General features: G+C 62.3%; 15 protein-coding genes and 1 tRNA gene. 7 read left to right on the top strand and 9 right to left on the bottom strand.

Annotated features, from left to right (window positions below; translation table 11 throughout):
* Positions 1–80: 80 nt before the first annotated feature.
* The 5 genes from PDO_RS20390 to PDO_RS20370 form a co-directional block, all read right to left on the bottom strand.
* Positions 81–1367 (bottom strand): NAD(P)/FAD-dependent oxidoreductase, encoded by a 1287-nt coding sequence (locus PDO_RS20390; protein ID WP_007606336.1) that lies wholly within the window; start codon positions 1365–1367, stop codon positions 81–83.
* A gap of 151 nt (positions 1368–1518) precedes the next feature.
* Positions 1519–2211, bottom strand: coding sequence for a uracil-DNA glycosylase (gene ung, locus PDO_RS20385; RefSeq protein ID WP_007606335.1), 693 nt, complete (start codon positions 2209–2211; stop codon positions 1519–1521).
* Positions 2212–2349: 138 nt separating this feature from the next.
* Entirely contained in the window at positions 2350–3921 is a 1572-nt protein-coding gene (locus PDO_RS20380) for a GMC family oxidoreductase (protein ID WP_007606334.1), read from the bottom strand.
* 125 nt (positions 3922–4046) lie between these two features.
* Positions 4047–4577, bottom strand: coding sequence for a hypothetical protein (locus tag PDO_RS20375; protein WP_007606333.1), 531 nt, complete (start codon positions 4575–4577; stop codon positions 4047–4049).
* Positions 4578–4710: 133 nt separating this feature from the next.
* Positions 4711–5106: a VOC family protein gene (locus PDO_RS20370; protein ID WP_007606332.1), complete on the bottom strand. Its 396-nt coding sequence runs from the start codon at positions 5104–5106 to the stop codon at positions 4711–4713.
* A gap of 236 nt (positions 5107–5342) precedes the next feature.
* On the opposite strand from PDO_RS20370, the gene PDO_RS20365 reads away from it, so the two are divergent.
* Positions 5343–5651, top strand: a complete 309-nt coding sequence (locus PDO_RS20365) for a ribbon-helix-helix domain-containing protein (RefSeq protein WP_007606331.1) — start codon at positions 5343–5345, stop codon at positions 5649–5651.
* Between the two features lie 71 nt (positions 5652–5722).
* Here PDO_RS20365 and PDO_RS20360 read toward each other — a convergent pair whose 3' ends face one another.
* Positions 5723–7054, bottom strand: a complete 1332-nt coding sequence (locus PDO_RS20360) for a dicarboxylate/amino acid:cation symporter (RefSeq protein ID WP_007606328.1) — start codon at positions 7052–7054, stop codon at positions 5723–5725.
* A gap of 243 nt (positions 7055–7297) precedes the next feature.
* On the opposite strand from PDO_RS20360, the gene PDO_RS20355 reads away from it, so the two are divergent.
* Positions 7298–9160 (top strand): ATP-binding protein, encoded by a 1863-nt coding sequence (locus tag PDO_RS20355; RefSeq protein WP_052023483.1) that lies wholly within the window; start codon positions 7298–7300, stop codon positions 9158–9160.
* Positions 9157–10521 carry a sigma-54-dependent transcriptional regulator gene (locus PDO_RS20350; protein WP_007606322.1) on the top strand — a complete coding sequence of 455 codons (1365 nt, stop codon included), beginning with the start codon at positions 9157–9159 and terminating at the stop codon, positions 10519–10521. Before PDO_RS20355 ends, PDO_RS20350 begins: the two co-directional genes overlap by 4 nt.
* Before the next feature lie 29 nt (positions 10522–10550).
* Here PDO_RS20350 and PDO_RS20345 read toward each other — a convergent pair whose 3' ends face one another.
* Both PDO_RS20345 and PDO_RS20340 read right to left on the bottom strand, forming a co-directional pair.
* A complete protein-coding gene (locus PDO_RS20345) occupies positions 10551–11543 on the bottom strand; it encodes an Ldh family oxidoreductase (protein ID WP_007606321.1) in 993 nt (330 codons plus the stop codon).
* Between the two features lie 17 nt (positions 11544–11560).
* Positions 11561–12331 (bottom strand): HpcH/HpaI aldolase family protein, encoded by a 771-nt coding sequence (locus PDO_RS20340; RefSeq protein ID WP_037074893.1) that lies wholly within the window; start codon positions 12329–12331, stop codon positions 11561–11563.
* A 169-nt stretch (positions 12332–12500) separates the two neighbouring features.
* Here PDO_RS20340 and PDO_RS20335 point away from each other — a divergent pair, with 169 nt between their 5' ends.
* Positions 12501–13193: a spermidine synthase gene (locus tag PDO_RS20335; RefSeq protein WP_007606318.1), complete on the top strand. Its 693-nt coding sequence runs from the start codon at positions 12501–12503 to the stop codon at positions 13191–13193.
* Between the two features lie 12 nt (positions 13194–13205).
* Here PDO_RS20335 and dgcA read toward each other — a convergent pair whose 3' ends face one another.
* Complete coding sequence (gene dgcA / locus PDO_RS20330) at positions 13206–14189, bottom strand: N-acetyl-D-Glu racemase DgcA (protein ID WP_007606310.1); 984 nt, start codon at positions 14187–14189, stop codon at positions 13206–13208.
* A gap of 201 nt (positions 14190–14390) precedes the next feature.
* On the opposite strand from dgcA, the gene mnmA reads away from it, so the two are divergent.
* The 3 genes from mnmA to PDO_RS20315 all read left to right on the top strand — a co-directional run bounded on the left by mnmA (position 14391) and on the right by PDO_RS20315 (position 16640).
* Entirely contained in the window at positions 14391–15587 is a 1197-nt protein-coding gene (gene mnmA, locus PDO_RS20325) for a tRNA 2-thiouridine(34) synthase MnmA (protein ID WP_037074888.1), read from the top strand.
* A 134-nt stretch (positions 15588–15721) separates the two neighbouring features.
* Positions 15722–15798: transfer RNA gene (locus tag PDO_RS20320), tRNA-Met, on the top strand.
* Positions 15799–16055: 257 nt separating this feature from the next.
* Positions 16056–16640, top strand: a complete 585-nt coding sequence (locus PDO_RS20315; protein WP_007606308.1) for a transglycosylase SLT domain-containing protein — start codon at positions 16056–16058, stop codon at positions 16638–16640.
* Positions 16641–16643 lie beyond the last annotated feature (3 nt).

Raw genomic sequence — 16643 nt, 5'->3', positions numbered from 1 at the left:
CTGCACTATTGTCCAAGCCATCACGCTCCGCAAGCGGTCCTGTTCCGCCAGATCTGCAATCCCCAATCAGAATACGCTTGCTATCGCTCCAGCCTGTCGAGCATCCGGAACCAGGCGATCCTGGCGGCCACGCCGACACGACGGAACCGGTGTAGCGGGATCGGTCGGATCGGCGAAACCGGCAGTGGCAACAGGCGCGGATCCCCGCCGGCGATATAGTCGGCGAGCGGCGTGCCAAGGGCGGTCATCAACCCGATACCGCGCCCCTGGCATCCGGCAACCATCAGCAATCCCGGTTGTGGCTCATGCAGATGCGGCAGGAAATCGGCGGTCACTGCGACGCGGCCGAACCAGCGGCGTTCGATCGGCAGCCCCTGAAGGACCGGATAGAGACGCGTCAACGCTCGCTCGAGATGCTGCCAGTCCTGCGGACCTGTCGGCACCCGCATCGGACCCCGCCCGCCGAGCACCAGCCGGTTGTCGGGGCTCTTGCGGAAATAGATGAGGATGCGGCGGCTGTCGGACACCGCCTGCCCATGCGGCAGGATGATATCGTCAAGGCTGGCCGGCAGCGGCGCCGTGGCGATCTGGAACGAATGCAGCCAGACAAGGCTTTGCGCCAGGCCCGGAACCAGCGCCTCGGAATAGGCATTGGTCGCAACCAGCACCTTGGCTGCCCGTACCTCGCCGCCGCCGGCCATCGTGACCCGCCAGCTTCCGTCATCGCGCCGCAGGCTCGTCACCCGCTGGTTGAGAACAATACCAACGCCCTGATCTACGGCAAGTCGCGCCAGCTCGAAGACGAAGGCAAGCGGATCGATCGTACCAGCCCTCCGGTCCAGCCAGCCGCCCTTGTAACCTTTGGCCCCGGTCAACAACGCGATTTCTGCCTGATTGAGCAGGGTGACGTCGGCGCCATGCGCCCGCCATTGCCGGTTGCGCTGGGCAGCCGCTGCCATTGCCGTCTCGGTATGAGCCGCCTGGATCCAGCCTGTGCGACAGTGGGGCACAGCAAGTTTCTCGTTCGAGATCAGGTCGAAGACCGCATCGGCGGTGCCGGCCGAAAACTCTGTCAGTCGGGCACCTTGTTCAGGCCCGAGCATCGCGACCAGCGCTTCCGGGTCAAACTTCAGACCCGGGATCACTTGCCCGCCATTCAGGCCGGAGGCACCCTCGCCCAGGCTGGCCGCTTCGATCACCTGAACCGATAGTCCGCGCCGCGCCGCCTGAAGCGCCGCCGAAAGCCCCTGGAACCCGGCACCGATTACAGCGAGATCGACCGCTCCTCGCGCAGGTGCACGCACGAGGTCAGCAGGAATTGTCGCGGGCCGCCGCCAGGGCGACACGGCAACAGGGTCATGTATCATGAGATGCGCCCTGAAAATCGATAGCTGAAAACACAAGTAAACTGGACGCGAAAATGACGAAAATCAACAAACATCGGGCAATGCAGACACTATTGTTCCATAGTGAAACCATAAAAATCAACCGGGATCGAAAAATTGACCGGAGCCAAGACTATGCCGCATCCGGCAAGCGCCAGTCGATCGGCTGCCGCTCATGCTCCGCCAGATAGGCATTGGCCTGGGAGAAATGCCGCGATCCGAAGAAACCGTTATGCGCCGACAGCGGCGACGGATGCGGCGCCTTCAGCACCAGATGGCGATTGCGGTCGACGAAGGCTGCCTTTTTCTGCGCATAGGCGCCCCAGAGCATGAAGACGACATGTTCGCAGTCGTCGTTGACGGCGCGAATGACCGCATCGGTAAACTGCTCCCAGCCCTTGCCCTGATGCGATGCGGCGCGCGCCTCCTGGACCGTCAGCACGCTGTTGAGCAGCAGAACGCCTTGTCTTGCCCAGCTTTCGAGAAAGCCGTGCCGCGCCGGCGGAATGCCGAGATCGGCCTTCAGTTCCTTGTAAATGTTGACCAGAGACGGCGGAATTCGCACATCCGGCCGCACGCTGAAGCACAAGCCATGCGCCTGGCCCGCACCGTGATAGGGGTCCTGTCCGAGGATCACCACGCGAACCTGATCAAGAGGCGTCAGGTCCAGAGCGCGAAAATATTCCGGGCCCTTCGGGAAGATGTGCTTGCCCTGAGCCCGCTCCTCGACAAGGAAGGCCTTCAGCGCCTGCATGTAGGAACTTGAGAATTGCGGCGACAGCACGCGTTTCCAGCTCTCATCCAGTTTGACGTCCGTTTCAGTCATCAGTGACCCAGCCCCGTGCCATTGCAATCGCCTTGATTGAAGGACGCCGGCTCTGTCTGTCAAGTATGCGCAAGGCCCGTCTACGACAAGTTGGAGGGGCGGCACGCGGGCCGCCCCTCCGCACTGGACGGGGGGAGGTTAGATCGAGCCTGCTGCCATTTCGGAGGCGATGTGTTCCGCCTGTCGGATGGCCAGGGATACGATAGTCAATGTCGGGTTTTCAGCCGCACCGGTGGTGAACTGGCTCCCGTCCGAAATGAACAGGTTCTTGATGTCGTGGCTGCGACCGAACTTGTTGACCACGCCATCCTGCGCCTTCTCGCTCATCCGGTTGGTTCCGAGATTATGGGTCGACGGATAGGGCGGCGTCGGGAAGGTACGGGTCGCCCCAACCGCCTCATAGATCGCCATGCCCTGTTTGTAGGCGTGATTGCGCATCGCCTCGTCGTTCGGATGGTCCGTGAACCAGACATCGGGGATCGGCATCCCGTACTTGTCCTTCAGTTCGCCATGCAGCTTCACCGCATTCTGCTCCTGCGGCATGTCCTCGCCGACGATCCAGAGGCCGGCCATATTGGCATACTGGTCCATCGCAGAGGCAAAGGATCGGCCCCAGCCGCCCGGGTCGAGGAAAGCCGCCATGAACGGAATGCCGAGCGCCAGCGTCTCCAGTTCATAGCCACCGACGAAGCCGCGCGACGGATCATGCTTGGCCTCGTCGCGGACGATGCCGGCCATGGTCGTGCCGCGGTAGAAATGTACCGGCTTCTCGAACACGCCGTAGACCGAACCGGTCGTGTGGCGCATGTAATTCTTGCCGACCTGGCCGGACGAATTGGCAAGACCATCGGGAAACATCGACGACGCCGAATTGAGCAGCAGCCGCGGGCTCTCGATGGAATTGCCGGCGAGACAGACGATCCGCGCCTTCTGGCTGTGTAGCTTGCCATCCTTGTCGGCATAGACCACGACAGTCACCTTGCCGGTGGCGTCATGTTCGATCTTGACGACATGCGCGTTCGGCCTCACTTCGAGCTTGCCGGTCGCCTCGCCCTTTGGGATTTCCGTGTAGAGCGTCGACCACTTGGCGCCCCACTTGCAGCCCTGGAAACAGAAGCCGGTCTGCTGACAGCTCATCCGGTCATCGCGATCGGCCGAATTGATCGCCATATTGCCGGTGTGACATTCCTTGTAGCCCAGCTTGTCGGCACCGGCTTTCAGGATCTTGAAATTGTTGTTGCCCGGAAGCCCCTCGATACCGTTGGTCCGGGTCACGCCCATCTTGTCCTCGGCCTTGGCGTAATACGGCTCCAGTTCGGCGAGCGTGATCGGCCAGTCGAGCAGATTGGCGCCTTCGACCTTGCCATAGTTGGTCAGGGTCTTGAACTCGTGCTCCTGGAACCGCAACGACGCCCCGGCCCAATGCGTCGTCGTCCCGCCGACGGCCTTGACGATCCAGGCCGGCAGGTTGGGAAAATCCTTCGACACCCGCCAGCCGCCGCCGGTTGTGCGGTTGTCGAGCCAGGCAAGCTGGGAAAAGCTGTCCCATTCGTCGTTGATGAAGTCTTCGTGTTCGATGCGTCCGCCCGCTTCGAGAATGACGACGTCGATGCCCTTCTGGGCAAGTTCGTTGCCGAGCGTTCCGCCGCCCGCACCCGAACCGATGATGACGACCACGCTGTCGTCGTTGAGATCGTAAGGCGCTGCCATGATTTCCTCCCAGGAATGTCAATTCGGCATGTCGAGACTGCGCCGCCACTCCCTTCCCATCCGCGATGGGCCTCCTCGGGCGGCGATGCTGTTTGCAATGCTGATTACTGCCGCGTCTGCGGTCGTCAGAGCCACTCGATGTCGTTGAAACCGCGCTCTATGTAACCGCCCTTGGAATAGGACTCGCCCTCGTAGCCGAAGATCGGCCACAGCTCCTTCTGGTTATAGAGGCTGACCACGAGATCGCCGCGGATCGCCTGGAAGAAGGGCGTCGTCTCGATATCGCGCAGGATGGCGACGCGATCGTCTTCCCAGCCCAGGCCGCGATAGCCAGTTACGCCGGCCCGCTTGTCGAGATCGGCAATGCCGTCCTCGATCAGCGTCTTGTGGGCGTCTTCCTTGGCCGCGCGCTGGTCCTGCCCCTTCACGGCAATCGCGTAGAAACGGTCTGCAAGCTGGTCATGCGGATAAATATCGCGGGCAAGCTGGATCAGCGTCGCCATGCTGTCCGGCTTCAGTGCCGTGGTCTCCAGCCCCCAGGCATTCTGCGGGCTGATTACTGCCGTCCCGCTGATCACCAGCGCGGCACCGATGCTGCCGCGTTTCAAAAGCTCGCGGCGGGACAGGCCTTTTGTCTTTTCATACACTGTTACCACGTCAGTCTCCTCCCAAAGTCCTGTGGTTATTGGCAGGTCGTTTGCTCCGACCTGCATCGGACGGCGCGGCAGCCGCGCGACCCTTTGTCGAAACGGTGTCTGGCCCGGTCCTCCAACCCGGCCGGACTTGCCGTCATTTGTACCGGCCGTGCCGCTGCAAGACCTCGATCTTGTAGCCGTCGGGATCGGTGGCGAAAAAGAACCGGGCCAGAAGCGCACCATCGCGGTTGAAATCGATGATCTTTCCCGGATTGAGCCCGAGATCGGTAAACCGCTGATGCTCGCTGTCGAGATCGCTGACCGAAACGGCAAGATGGCCGTAGCCATCGCCAGGATTGTAAGCGTCTGCCCGGCCCTTGTTGACCGTCAGCTCCAGCTCGAATTCGCTCTCGTCGTTGCTCAGATAGATCAGCGTGAAGGTGTCGAAATCCAGTCTTTCGGCAACCGAAAGACCGAAGGCCTTCTGGTAGAACTCAATGGACCGCGCCTCATCAAGCACCCGCACCATCGAATGGATCATCTTGGCCAAGTCAAACTCCCTAGTCTGCGTCAAATTCAGTCTGCGTCAAATCATGCAATGACCAGAGTGTGCTACCGGGAAGCGCGGTGCGGGTAGCAGCCCATTACCGCATCTGCGATTTTGCTGCGTGCTGGGTCAAATTCGGCGTCGATCGGACAGGCACGTATGAGAAAGATCGAAATTGACCCCTGTGCGTGCCGGTCGCATACTATGCTTCAAAACAAGAAATGATGGAGGAAATGCGCATGTGTGAGGTTTTCGCCGGACAGGATCCGGCTCGCTATCGCGCCGTCAATCGCTCGGTTCGCATCGGCGGTCATTCGACCAGCATCCAGATCGAGGCGGCCTTCTGGGATCTGATCGATGAAATCGCGGCAGGCCAGCAGTTGTCGACGTCGCGTTTCCTGTCGACGCTCTACGACGAAGCGTTGGAAATCAACGGTCAGGTCAGCAATTTTGCATCGCTGCTGCGCACAAGCTGTCTGATTTACCTGATGGGCAAGGCGCAGCATCCGGAAAGCCCGCCGCAGTTTCACATCATCGCTGCTGAATAAACAAAAGCGCGATCCGGACGAACCGGACCGCGCCTTGATTTCGGCAAACCGTCTTGGGTCGGCGCCGAATGTTACTCCGCCGCCTGCAGCACCGGCTGCATTTCGGCCTCCTCAAGTACCTTGCCGCCGAGTGCTTCATGGAACAGGCTCTCGTCGAGTTCGCCTTCCCAACGGGCAACGACCACGGTCGCCACCGCATTGCCGATGAAGTTGGTCAGTGCACGGCATTCCGACATGAAACGGTCGATGCCGAGGATCAGCGCCATGCCGGCAACTGGAACGGACGGAACCACCGACAGGGTTGCCGCCAGGGTGATGAAGCCCGCGCCGGTGATGCCGGCAGCACCCTTCGAACTCAGCATGGCAACGGCGAGCAGCAGGATCTGGTCACCGAGCGGCAGATGAATGTCGGTCGCCTGGGCAATGAACAGCGCCGCCAGCGTCATGTAGATATTGGTGCCGTCCAGATTGAAGGAATAGCCGGTCGGGATGACCAGACCGACGACCGAGCGCTTGCAGCCGGCCTTTTCCATCTTGTTCATCAGACCCGGCAACGCCGCTTCCGAAGAAGAGGTGCCCAGCACCAGCAGCAGTTCTTCCTTGATGTAGCGGATCAGCGCGAAGATCGAGAAGCCGTTGTAGCGAGCGACCGCGCCGAGCACCACGACCACGAACAGGAACGCGGTCAGGTAGAAGGTGCCGATCAGCATGGCGAGGTTGGTCACCGAGGCGATGCCATATTTGCCGATGGTGAACGACATGGCGCCGAAGGCACCGATCGGGGCCGCCTTCATCAGGATGGCAACCAGCTTGAAGATCGGGCTGATCACGGCATGCAGGAAATCCGTCACCGGCTTGCCGGCATCGCCGACCAGCGCCAGAGAAATGCCGAACAGGATCGAGAAGAACAGCACCTGCAGAATATCGCCATCGGCAAATGCGCCGACGATGGTGGTGGGGATGATGCCCATCAGGAAGCCGATGATCGTCGAGTCATGCGCCTTTTCGGTGTAGGTCGCCACAGCCGACGCATCGAGCGAGGCCGGGTCGATATGCATGCCGGCACCCGGCTGGACGACGTTTGCGACCACCAGGCCGACGACCAGCGCCAGCGTCGAAAAGGTCAGGAAGTAGAGCATCGCCTTGCCGGCGACGCGGCCGACCTTCTTCATGTCGGACATGCCGGCAATCCCGGTTGCCACCGTCAGGAAGATGACCGGCGCGATGATCATCTTGACCAGCTTGATGAAGGCATCGCCGAGCGGCTTCAACTGCGTGCCGATTTCCGGATAGAAATGGCCGAGCAGGATGCCGGCGATGATTGCTGCCAGAACCTGGACATAGAGATGTTTGTAAAAGGGCTGCTTACCCTGGGGCGCATGGCCCGTGGCTTCGATCTGCATGCTTTCCTCCGTTGTCGCCCCTGTCGGAACTCGTTCCGGCCTCCCGGGCACTGCGATAGTGAGTGAAACACGGAGCGGACCCCGTTGCCGTTTCATAAGCAAGGCGCGTGCCAATTGCGACGGCGAAACTCAAGCCACTGATATAATTGGATAAAATTATCTCTTCAGATTGAATTAACTGAAGGCGTGCGGATGTTCGCACGCCATACTTGGCAAACAGTGCGGTTTGACGCACAATTCGTCATGGCCTCAAACACGCAATCTTCACTGGATCTGCCACCATCGTCTGTCAGACGCCGGGCATTCTGGCTGGTCTTCCTGTTGCTGTCGGTGCTCGCACTTACCGGTACCCTCTTTTTCGCCGGCGAAGCGGGCATGCGCAGCGCTGTTTCGACGCTGGCCGACGATGTGACCGAAGATGCCGAACTGAAACGCGCACTCTTGCAGGCAACGCTCGAACGCCCCCGCGCGCTGCCGCTGGTGCTTGCCGCCGACAGGCAGGTCAGCGGCGCGCTGACCAATCCGACGGCCGAAGCGGTCGCAGCCCTGAACAGGAAACTCGAGGCGCTGGTCCTCGGCACGAAGACTGCGGTCATCTATGTCATAGGTCGTGATGGCATCGCGATTGCGGCCAGCAATTGGCAGGAGCCCGACAGCTTCGTTGGCAATGACTACAATTTCCGCGAATATTTCACGCGTGGCATGTCCCTGGGGCGCGCCGAACAATATGCGCTGGGCAATGTCAGCAAGCGGCCAGGTCTCTATCTGGCGCAACGGGTCAGCGATGAAAACGATGTCGCCGTAGGCATCGTGGTCGTCAAGGTCGAATTCGATGCGCTTGAGCGTGACTGGGGCAAGACCGGCAGATCCACCTTCGTCACCGACAACCACGGCATCGTGCTGATCACCAGCCGGCCGGAATGGCGCTTCCTCAGCACCGATGACATTCCACCGCAGGAACGGGTTGCCGTGCGCGCAAGCCTGCAATTCGGCGAGGCCTCCCTAGAGCCGCTGCCGGTCTGGCAATTGATGGATCTCGATGGTCACCACATGGCGTCAACCGAACCGGGCGACGGCATGCCGCAACAGCCGCATATGTCCGTGACGCTGGATGTGCCCGGCACGCCGTGGAAGATGCACGTCTTCGCGCCGGCGGCAGATGTCATGACTGCGGGTATCTGGCAGGCCCGGCTTGCCGCACTCATGGTGGTTCTCCCGCTGATCGCGCTGGCCGCCCTCCTCTTTTATCGTCGCGGCAGGGCACTGCGTCGCCAGGCAGCCGAGCGAGCCGCCCGCGACGATCTGGAACGTAAGGTCACCGCCCGCACCAGCGAACTGACCATGGCAAGGGATAGGCTGCAGACCGAAATCAGCGAACACCGCTCGACGGAGACACGCCTGCAGACCGTCCAGCATGAACTCGTGCAGGCCAACAGACTTGCCATTCTCGGCCAGGTGGCGGCCGGCGTCGCCCACGAGATCAACCAGCCCGTTGCCACGATCCGCGCCTATGCCGACAACGCGCGCACCTATCTCACCCGGGGGGAAACCGCGCCGGCATCGGAAAACCTGAACGCCATCGGCGCCTTGACCGACCGGATCGGTGCCATCACCAACGAATTGCGCGGCTTCGCCCGGAAAGGACGCGCCGCCGCCGAGCCCGTCAGCCTGAAAACCGCCGTGGACGGTGCGCTGCTGCTCTTGCGCAGCCGCTTTGCCGGCAACCTCGATATGCTGAAGGTGCAGTCGATCCCCGAGGGCATCACCGTGTCGGCCAACCGCATCCGCCTGGAACAGGTACTGATCAACCTGCTGCAGAATGCCCTGGAAGCCGTGGACGGCCGCGCCAACGGCAGCATCTCCGTCAGTCTCGCCCCCGCAAACCCTGACGAGGTGGCGATCGCCATCGCCGACAACGGGCCGGGCATACCGCCGACAGTCCTCGAAAACCTGTTCACCCCGTTCAACACCTCAAAGGATAGTGGCCTCGGCCTGGGTCTTGTTATCTGCAAGGACATCGTCAGCGACTACGCAGGTCGCATCGATGTCGAAAGCACGACTGCCGGAACCGCCTTCACCGTCACCCTGAAGCGTGCCGGCCGATGAAAAAAGACACCAACATCATCCTTGTCGACGACGATGCCGCCCTGCGGCATGCCACCCGCCAGACGCTGGAGCTTGCCGGTTTCGCCGTGCGCGACGTTCCATCCGCTACCCAGGCCCTCGCCCTGCTCTCGCCCGACCTCGACGCCGTCGTCGTCACGGACATCCGCATGGCCGGCATGGACGGGCTGGAACTGTTCTCCCGGATCAAGGCCCTCGATCCCGAACTTCCGGTCCTTTTAATCACCGGCCATGGCGACATAGACATGGCGGTCCGGGCCATGCAGGACGGCGCCTATGATTTCATCGCCAAGCCGTTTGCTGCCGATCGTCTCGTGCAAAGCGTCAGCCGCGCCGCCGCCATGCGGAAGCTGGTCATCGAGAACCGCCGCCTGCGCCAGGCCGCCGAGGCAAGTCAGGACGACCTGCCGCTGATCGGCCAGACGCCGGCCATGGAACATCTGCGCCAGACGCTGCGCCAGATCGCCGACACCGATATCGACGTGCTGGTCGCAGGCGAGACCGGCAGCGGCAAGGAAGTCGTCGCCACCCTCCTGCACCGCTGGAGCCGTCGCAACCGCGGCAATTTTGTCGCGCTGAACTGCGGCGCGCTGCCCGAGACCGTGATCGAAAGTGAACTCTTCGGCCATGAAGCGGGGGCCTTTACCGGCGCCCAGAAGAAACGCATCGGCCGCATCGAACATGCCAGTGGCGGCACGCTGTTTCTCGACGAAATCGAAAGCATGCCGCCAGCCACCCAGGTGAAGATGCTGCGTGTTCTGGAAATGCGCGAAGTCACGCCGCTTGGCATCAACGACGTGCGGCCGGTCGACCTGCGCGTCGTTGCCGCCGCCAAGGTCGATCTCGGCAATCCGGCCGAACGGGGCGATTTTCGCGAGGATCTCTATTACCGGCTCAACGTCGTCACCGTCTCTATCCCGCCACTTAGGGAACGGCGCGCCGACATCCCGCTGTTGTTTTCACATTTCGCCGCCCGCGCCGCAGAACGTTTCAAGCGCGATGTGCCGGTGCTGACCGGCGAGATCGCCCGCCACCTCGACAGCCATGCCTGGCCCGGCAATGTCCGCGAGCTTGCCCACTATGCCGAGCGTGTCGTGCTCGGCATCACGCCGCCGCCGCAGATGGCATCGGAGCCCCTGCTGGAGCCATCCTCGGCGGATGAGGGCCTGAGCCTGCCGGAACGCATGGAACGCCACGAAGGCAACCTGATCCGCAAGGCTTTGCGCGACAATGACGGTGACGTGCGAAGGACGCTGGAAGCGCTCGGCATTCCGCGCAAGACCTTCTACGACAAGCTGCAGCGCCACGGCATCAACCGCAACGACTACACCGATCAGGACTGATCCCCTCCACATGGCCCTTGCGGCAAAACTCAGGCGATGGCGTCGATCGCGGCAATCACGTCGTCTTCGATCTCGATGCCCTCGGCCTCGGCCGTGCGCGAAAGCCCCTGGCCACGACGGCCGGGAATACGCACACCCTCCTGCGCATCGATCTCGTCGGCCAAAAGCGCCAGCCGCTTGAACACGCCCGCGCCACCGGTCGCTGTGGCATCGATGGCGATGATCGTCTGGCCGAGCGCCACCGGCGGTCCCTTGTCGTCGAACAGCGACGAGGCCTCGAAGGCATAATTGGCCCCGGTGATCCCGGCCGACAGGATCTCGACCATCATCGCCAGCGCCGCACCCTTGGCGCCACCGAGCGGCGCCATCATGCCGGTCATCGCAACTTCGGCGTCGGTGGTCGGATTGCCGTCGAGGTCGAACGCCCAGTCGTCCGGAATGGCCTCGCCCTTCTGCCGCGCCGCCATGATCTTGCCGCGCGCAACCTTGGAAATAGCGAGATCAACGGTGATCGGATCGCCGCCCGCGATCGGCACTGAAAATGCGATCGGATTGGTGCCATAGAGCGCCTTCTTGCCGCCCCACGGCGCAATAGATGCCGGCGCATTGGCAAACATCATCGCCGCCAGCCCCTGTTCGGCAAACCGTTCGACGGTGAGCCCCATCACGCCGGCATGATGCGAACGATAGATCGAGGCAATCGCAATGCCCTGTGCCTTGGCGATTTCCGGCAGTTCGGCCACCGCCAGATCCAGTGCCGGGTAGGCAAAGCCGTTCATTGCGTCAATGGCCAGCACGGAAGGGCGTGGTGACACAGCACGCGGCATCACCTGTCCATCGACCTTGCCGGCCTTGGCCTGCGCCGAATAGGCCGGCACGCGCCGCAGCCCGTGGCCGCCCTGGCCGGCGGCCTCGGCACTGACCAGCGCCCGGGCGACCGATGCGGCATTGTGAGCATCCACGCCGGACCGCAAGAGAGCGCCGACCACAAGGGACTGCGCGGCATCAAGAGAAAGCTTCATCAGAAATCCACTACCGCTTAGCTGCGCATCGAGGTTGCAAGCGCCGCGGCACCCTTCATCAGCAGCCCGACATCGGAACTGGTCGCAAGGAACCGGATGCCCGCTGCTTTCGCCAGCGCAATCATCGCCGGATCGCCGGACATGATGCCGACCGGCTTGCCGGCCGCGACGATCTTGCGGATCAGGGCATCCACCGCTGCCATGACCTCCGGCGCAGTCGACCGGCCGGGAAAGCCCATGTCGGCGGCGAGATCCGCCGGACCGATCAGGATCGCATCGACCCCTTCGGTGGCGATGATCGCATCGGCATTGTCGATACCCATCCGGCTTTCGATCTGGGCAATCAGGCAGATCTCGCGATTGGCGGTTTCGGCATAGTCGGAAATCCGGCCGAAATCCGATGCCCGGCCGAGGCTTGCGCCCATACCGCGCATACCCTCCGGCGGATAGCGGCAGGCCTTGGCGAGAAGTTCCGCCTGCGCGCCGGTCTCGACCATCGGGATCATCAGTGTCTGCGCGCCGACATCAAGCGCCTGCTTGATCAACCAGGGCTCACCGACGACGAGCCTGACCACCGCATGGGCCGAATGCCGCGCCATCGCTGCAAGCTGGCTTGCGATCAGCGGGATATCGTTCGGTCCATGCTCGCCATCGATCAGCAGCCAGTCGAACCCGGCACCGGCACAGACTTCCGCAGCATGCGGACTGGCAAGGGCCACCCAGAGGCCAACCAACAGGGTATCGTTCGCGGCCAGAGCGCGTTTGAAAGTATTGACAGGTGCGGGCATGATTTCCAGAATCTCGTGAACAGATGGCCGCGACGATAGCGAAACCATCGGCCCTGTCCAAGACAAAACCCGGTCGCAGACGCGCCGCAATTGAAATGGCAGCAAGCCTCGTGATAGGACGGCTGCTCTTGCCGGCGACGGCCCATCTTGCCAGCAATGAGAGAACACCATGCTTCCCTGGATCCAGCTCGATAGCGCCAGTATCCCCGGCGGCGGTGAACTGCGCCTGAAACAGCGCGGCAGCGAGTTTTCCATCATGCTCGGCGCCAACGAACTGATGAACAGTCGGCTGAGCGGCTCGGAAGAAGCGCTGGCCACCCTATCCTGGGATCGCATCAAAGAGACCCGTAAGGCCCATATCCTGATCGGCGGCCTCGGCATGGGTTTTACCCTGCGCGCGGCGCTGGATGTCCTGCCTGAAGACGCAAAAGTGACAGTTGCCGAACTGGTGCCGGGCGTTGTCGAATGGGCACGCGGTCCGATGGCCGAGATCTACAAGGGCAGTCTCGATGATCCGCGCGTCAGCATTCATGTCGGCGATGTCGGGGCCTTGATCGCCAGGTCGCGCGACACCTATGACGCCATCCTGCTCGATGTCGACAACGGCCCGGATGGCCTGACCCGCGCAGAAAACGACAGCCTCTATGATTTGCGCGGCCTGCGCGCGACCAAAGCCGCATTGCGCAACAACGGCGTGCTCGCCGTCTGGTCGTCAGGCCCCGATCCGCGCTTTACCAAACGTATCAAGGAATGCGGCTTTGCCGCCGAGGAAGTGCCGACCCGGGCCAGCCGCAAGGGCGGCGGGGCGAAACATATGATCTGGCTTGCGGTCAACGGCCCGGCAGCGCCCGTCAGGCGCTGAGGCTGCGCTACGTCATCCCCAAAGTGCGGTGGGTGGCACCTGCATCGTCGACCCCTCGTAGACGATCGCCGCATCACGATCCTTTGCGAGCAGCAACGGCCCGTCGAGATCGACGAAAGCCGCCCCCTGGCCAACCAGGAAGGCAGGCGCCATAGCCAGCGACGTGCCGACCATGCAGCCGATCATGATCTCGAACCCGGCGGCCATGGCTGCGTCGCGCATCAAAAGCGCCTCGGTCAGGCCACCTGTCTTGTCGAGCTTGATGTTCACCGCATCATATTTGCCCGTCAGCGCGTCCAGCGAATGCCGGTCATGGCAGCTTTCGTCGGCGCAGACCGGCAGCACCCGTTCCAGCCCGAGCAGCGCATCGTCGGCCCCGGCCGGAAACGGCTGCTCGACCAGTGTCACGCCAAGTTTGAGGAAAACCGGCGCCAGCGCCTTGTATTGATCCAGCGTCCAGCCCTCGTTGGCATCGACGATGATCGCCGATTGCGGCGCGCCGGAGCGGACGGCTTCGATCCGTTCGATATCGCCCTCTCCGCCGAGCTTGACCTTCAAAAGCGGCCTGCCCGCCTCGCGCTCGGCCGCTGCCCGCATGCTGGCTGGCGTTCCGAGCGACAGTGTATAGGTGGTCTGCAGCGGCCCGGGTGCGCCAAGCCCCGCCAATTGCCAGACGGGCTGGCCCGCCCGCTTGGCCTCCAGATCCCAGAAGGCGCAGTCGAGCGCATTGCGCCCAGCACCCGGCTCCAACCGCGCCTGCAGGCCGATGCGGTCAAGTCCGCCGGCAATCTCGTCCGCCACGGCCGCAATCGTCGCCACCACACCCTCGACCGTCTCACCGTAGCGCGCATAGGGCACGCATTCCCCGCGACCAACATGAGGACCATCCGTGAGCGTCACCGTCACCACCCTGGCTTCGGTCCGCGACCCCCGCGAGATGGTAAAAGCGCCGGCAATCGGGAAAATTTCGGGGCTGACGGTAAGCATGACGGACATGGTGCTATGGTCTCCTCGGCACATTCGCCCCGGCCACAAGGCTTTGTGCGAATCAGCGCTCTTGCATGAAGGGGCATTCCTTTCTATATCCCTCAACAATCGGACCGGTATCGGCAAATGGGTTTTCGCCCTTTGGAATACGCCCTGATCCCGCAAAATGGCGGCGACAAACGGTCTTTCGAACGCACAGAGACGAAGCCCGTGAACACGCTGGATTTTGACAAGAGACCGGAAGATACGCGCGTTGTCGTCGCCATGTCGGGCGGCGTCGATTCCTCCGTCGTGGCCGGCATCCTGAAACGCGAAGGTTATGACGTGCTCGGCATCACGCTGCAGCTCTACGATCATGGCGCCGCGGTCCACCGCGCTGGCTCCTGTTGCGCCGGCCAGGATATCGACGATGCCCGCCGCGTCTGCGAGACGCTCGGCATTCCCCATTACGTGCTCGACTACGAACAGCGTTTCCGCGACACGGTGATCAACCCGTTCATGGAAAGTTACGTCGCCGGTGAAACGCCGATCCCCTGCGTTGCCTGCAACCAGACAGTCAAGTTCGCCGATCTCCTGGCGACCGCCAAGGAACTCGGCGCCGATGCGCTCGCAACCGGCCACTATATCCGCTCGAAATCGGTGCCCTTGGCCAACGATCCCAACCACCGCGCCCTGTTCCGCCCGATCGACAACGAGCGCGACCAGAGCTACTTCCTGTTCGCCACGACCCAGGAACAGATCGACTATTTGCGCTTCCCGCTTGGCGGCCTGTCCAAGGCCGAAACCCGGGCGCTCGCCGAAGACATGGGCCTCGTCGTCGCCAAGAAGGCCGACAGCCAGGACATCTGTTTCGTGCCACAGGGCAAATATGCCGATATCATCAACAAGCTGAAGCCGAATGCGGCTCTGGCCGGCGACATCGTGCATCTGGATGGCCGAATTCTGGGACAGCACGAAGGCATCCTGCACTACACGATCGGCCAGCGGAAGGGCCTCGGCGTTGCCACCGGCGATCCCCTCTACGTGGTCTATCTCGACGCCCGCTCGCGCCGCGTCATCGTCGGCCCGAAGGAAGCGCTGGAGACGCACCGCGTCTATCTGCGTGACATCAACTGGCTTGGCGACTTCACCCTGGAAGAAGAAGCAGCCAGCGGTTTTGCCTGCTTTGCCAAGGTCCGTTCGACCCGCCCGCCGACACCGGCCGTGCTGCATGCAGACGCAACCGGCGTCTATGTCGATCTCGAAATCGGCGAAGCCGGCGTCGCCCCCGGCCAGGCCTGCGTGCTCTATTCGGCCCCCGGCCCCGACGCCCGCGTCTATGGCGGCGGCTTCATCGAGCGCTCGGCCCGCTCGGACAGCGCCGAAGCCTCGCTCAAGGCACTTTTGGCAAGCCCGGTCGCAGCTTAAGGTCGGGAAAGAAAAAGGCAGTGAAAGCAGAGTTCTTTTTGCTTTCACTGCGCTTGACTTTGGTCGGAGCAACGCCTTATAAGCCGCCCAACGCTTCGGACGGCGGGCCGCAAAAGCCAATGATCCGAATGTGTGGCGGGATAGCTCAGGTGGTTAGAGCGTGGGATTCATAACCCCAAGGTCGGCGGTTCAAGTCCGCCTCCCGCTACCAAATTTCTCAAATGCAATTTGGCAAGATCAACGGTGCAATTCGGTTTGTGGCCAGCAATGAAGTGTATGCACTTTGCTGATGCACCGCCTCTGGACCTGACATGTCACGACAAGCACGCGGGATGTGCGTCCACCAATGGATAGCGTGCTCCTCGTACCCGTCATCACCATTTCCGGTGATGCAAGATCCGGTCTGTTAAGAAAACCTTTCGTTAAATTTTAGGTAATAAACTGAGCCGGACGAAGCGAGGTTTTGTTATGCGTACCGCTGTTGTTTCCGCCATTGGCGTCATGCTGATGCTGTCGGCCTGTGCCAAGCCCCCGAGCCAGACCCGCAATGCCTGCGCGATCTTCGAGCAGCGCGACGGGCTGTTCAACAACTGGCGCAGTGCGGCGCAAAAGGCCGAACGCGAATATGGCGTTCCGGTGCCGATCCTGATGGCGACGATCTATACCGAATCGAGTTTCCGCGCGACGGCGCGACCGCCGCGCAAGAAGCTCCTGGGCTTCATCCCGTGGAAACGGCAATCCAGCGCCTATGGCTATTCGCAGGCGCTCGACGGCACCTGGGAGCGTTACCAGCGCGAAACCGGCCGCTGGGGCGCCCGCCGCACCGATTTCGGCGATGCCATGCAGTTCATCGGCTGGTACCACCGCGAAAGCGCGTCCAAGACCGGCATCCCGCTGAACGACCCCTACAAGCTCTATCTCGCCTATCATTCCGGCCAGGCCGGCTATCTGCGCGGCGCCTACAAGAACCGCCCGGAAGCCTTGAAAGGCGCCAAGCGCTTCACCAGCATTACTTATACCTATGCGTCCCAGCTGAAGCAGTGCCCGGGCTGAGGT

Origin of the sequence: Rhizobium sp. PDO1-076 (assembly GCF_000247475.1) — a bacterium.
Taxonomy (GTDB): Bacteria; Pseudomonadota; Alphaproteobacteria; order Rhizobiales; family Rhizobiaceae; genus Allorhizobium.
This window is presented reverse-complemented; position numbering and strand designations above follow the sequence as displayed.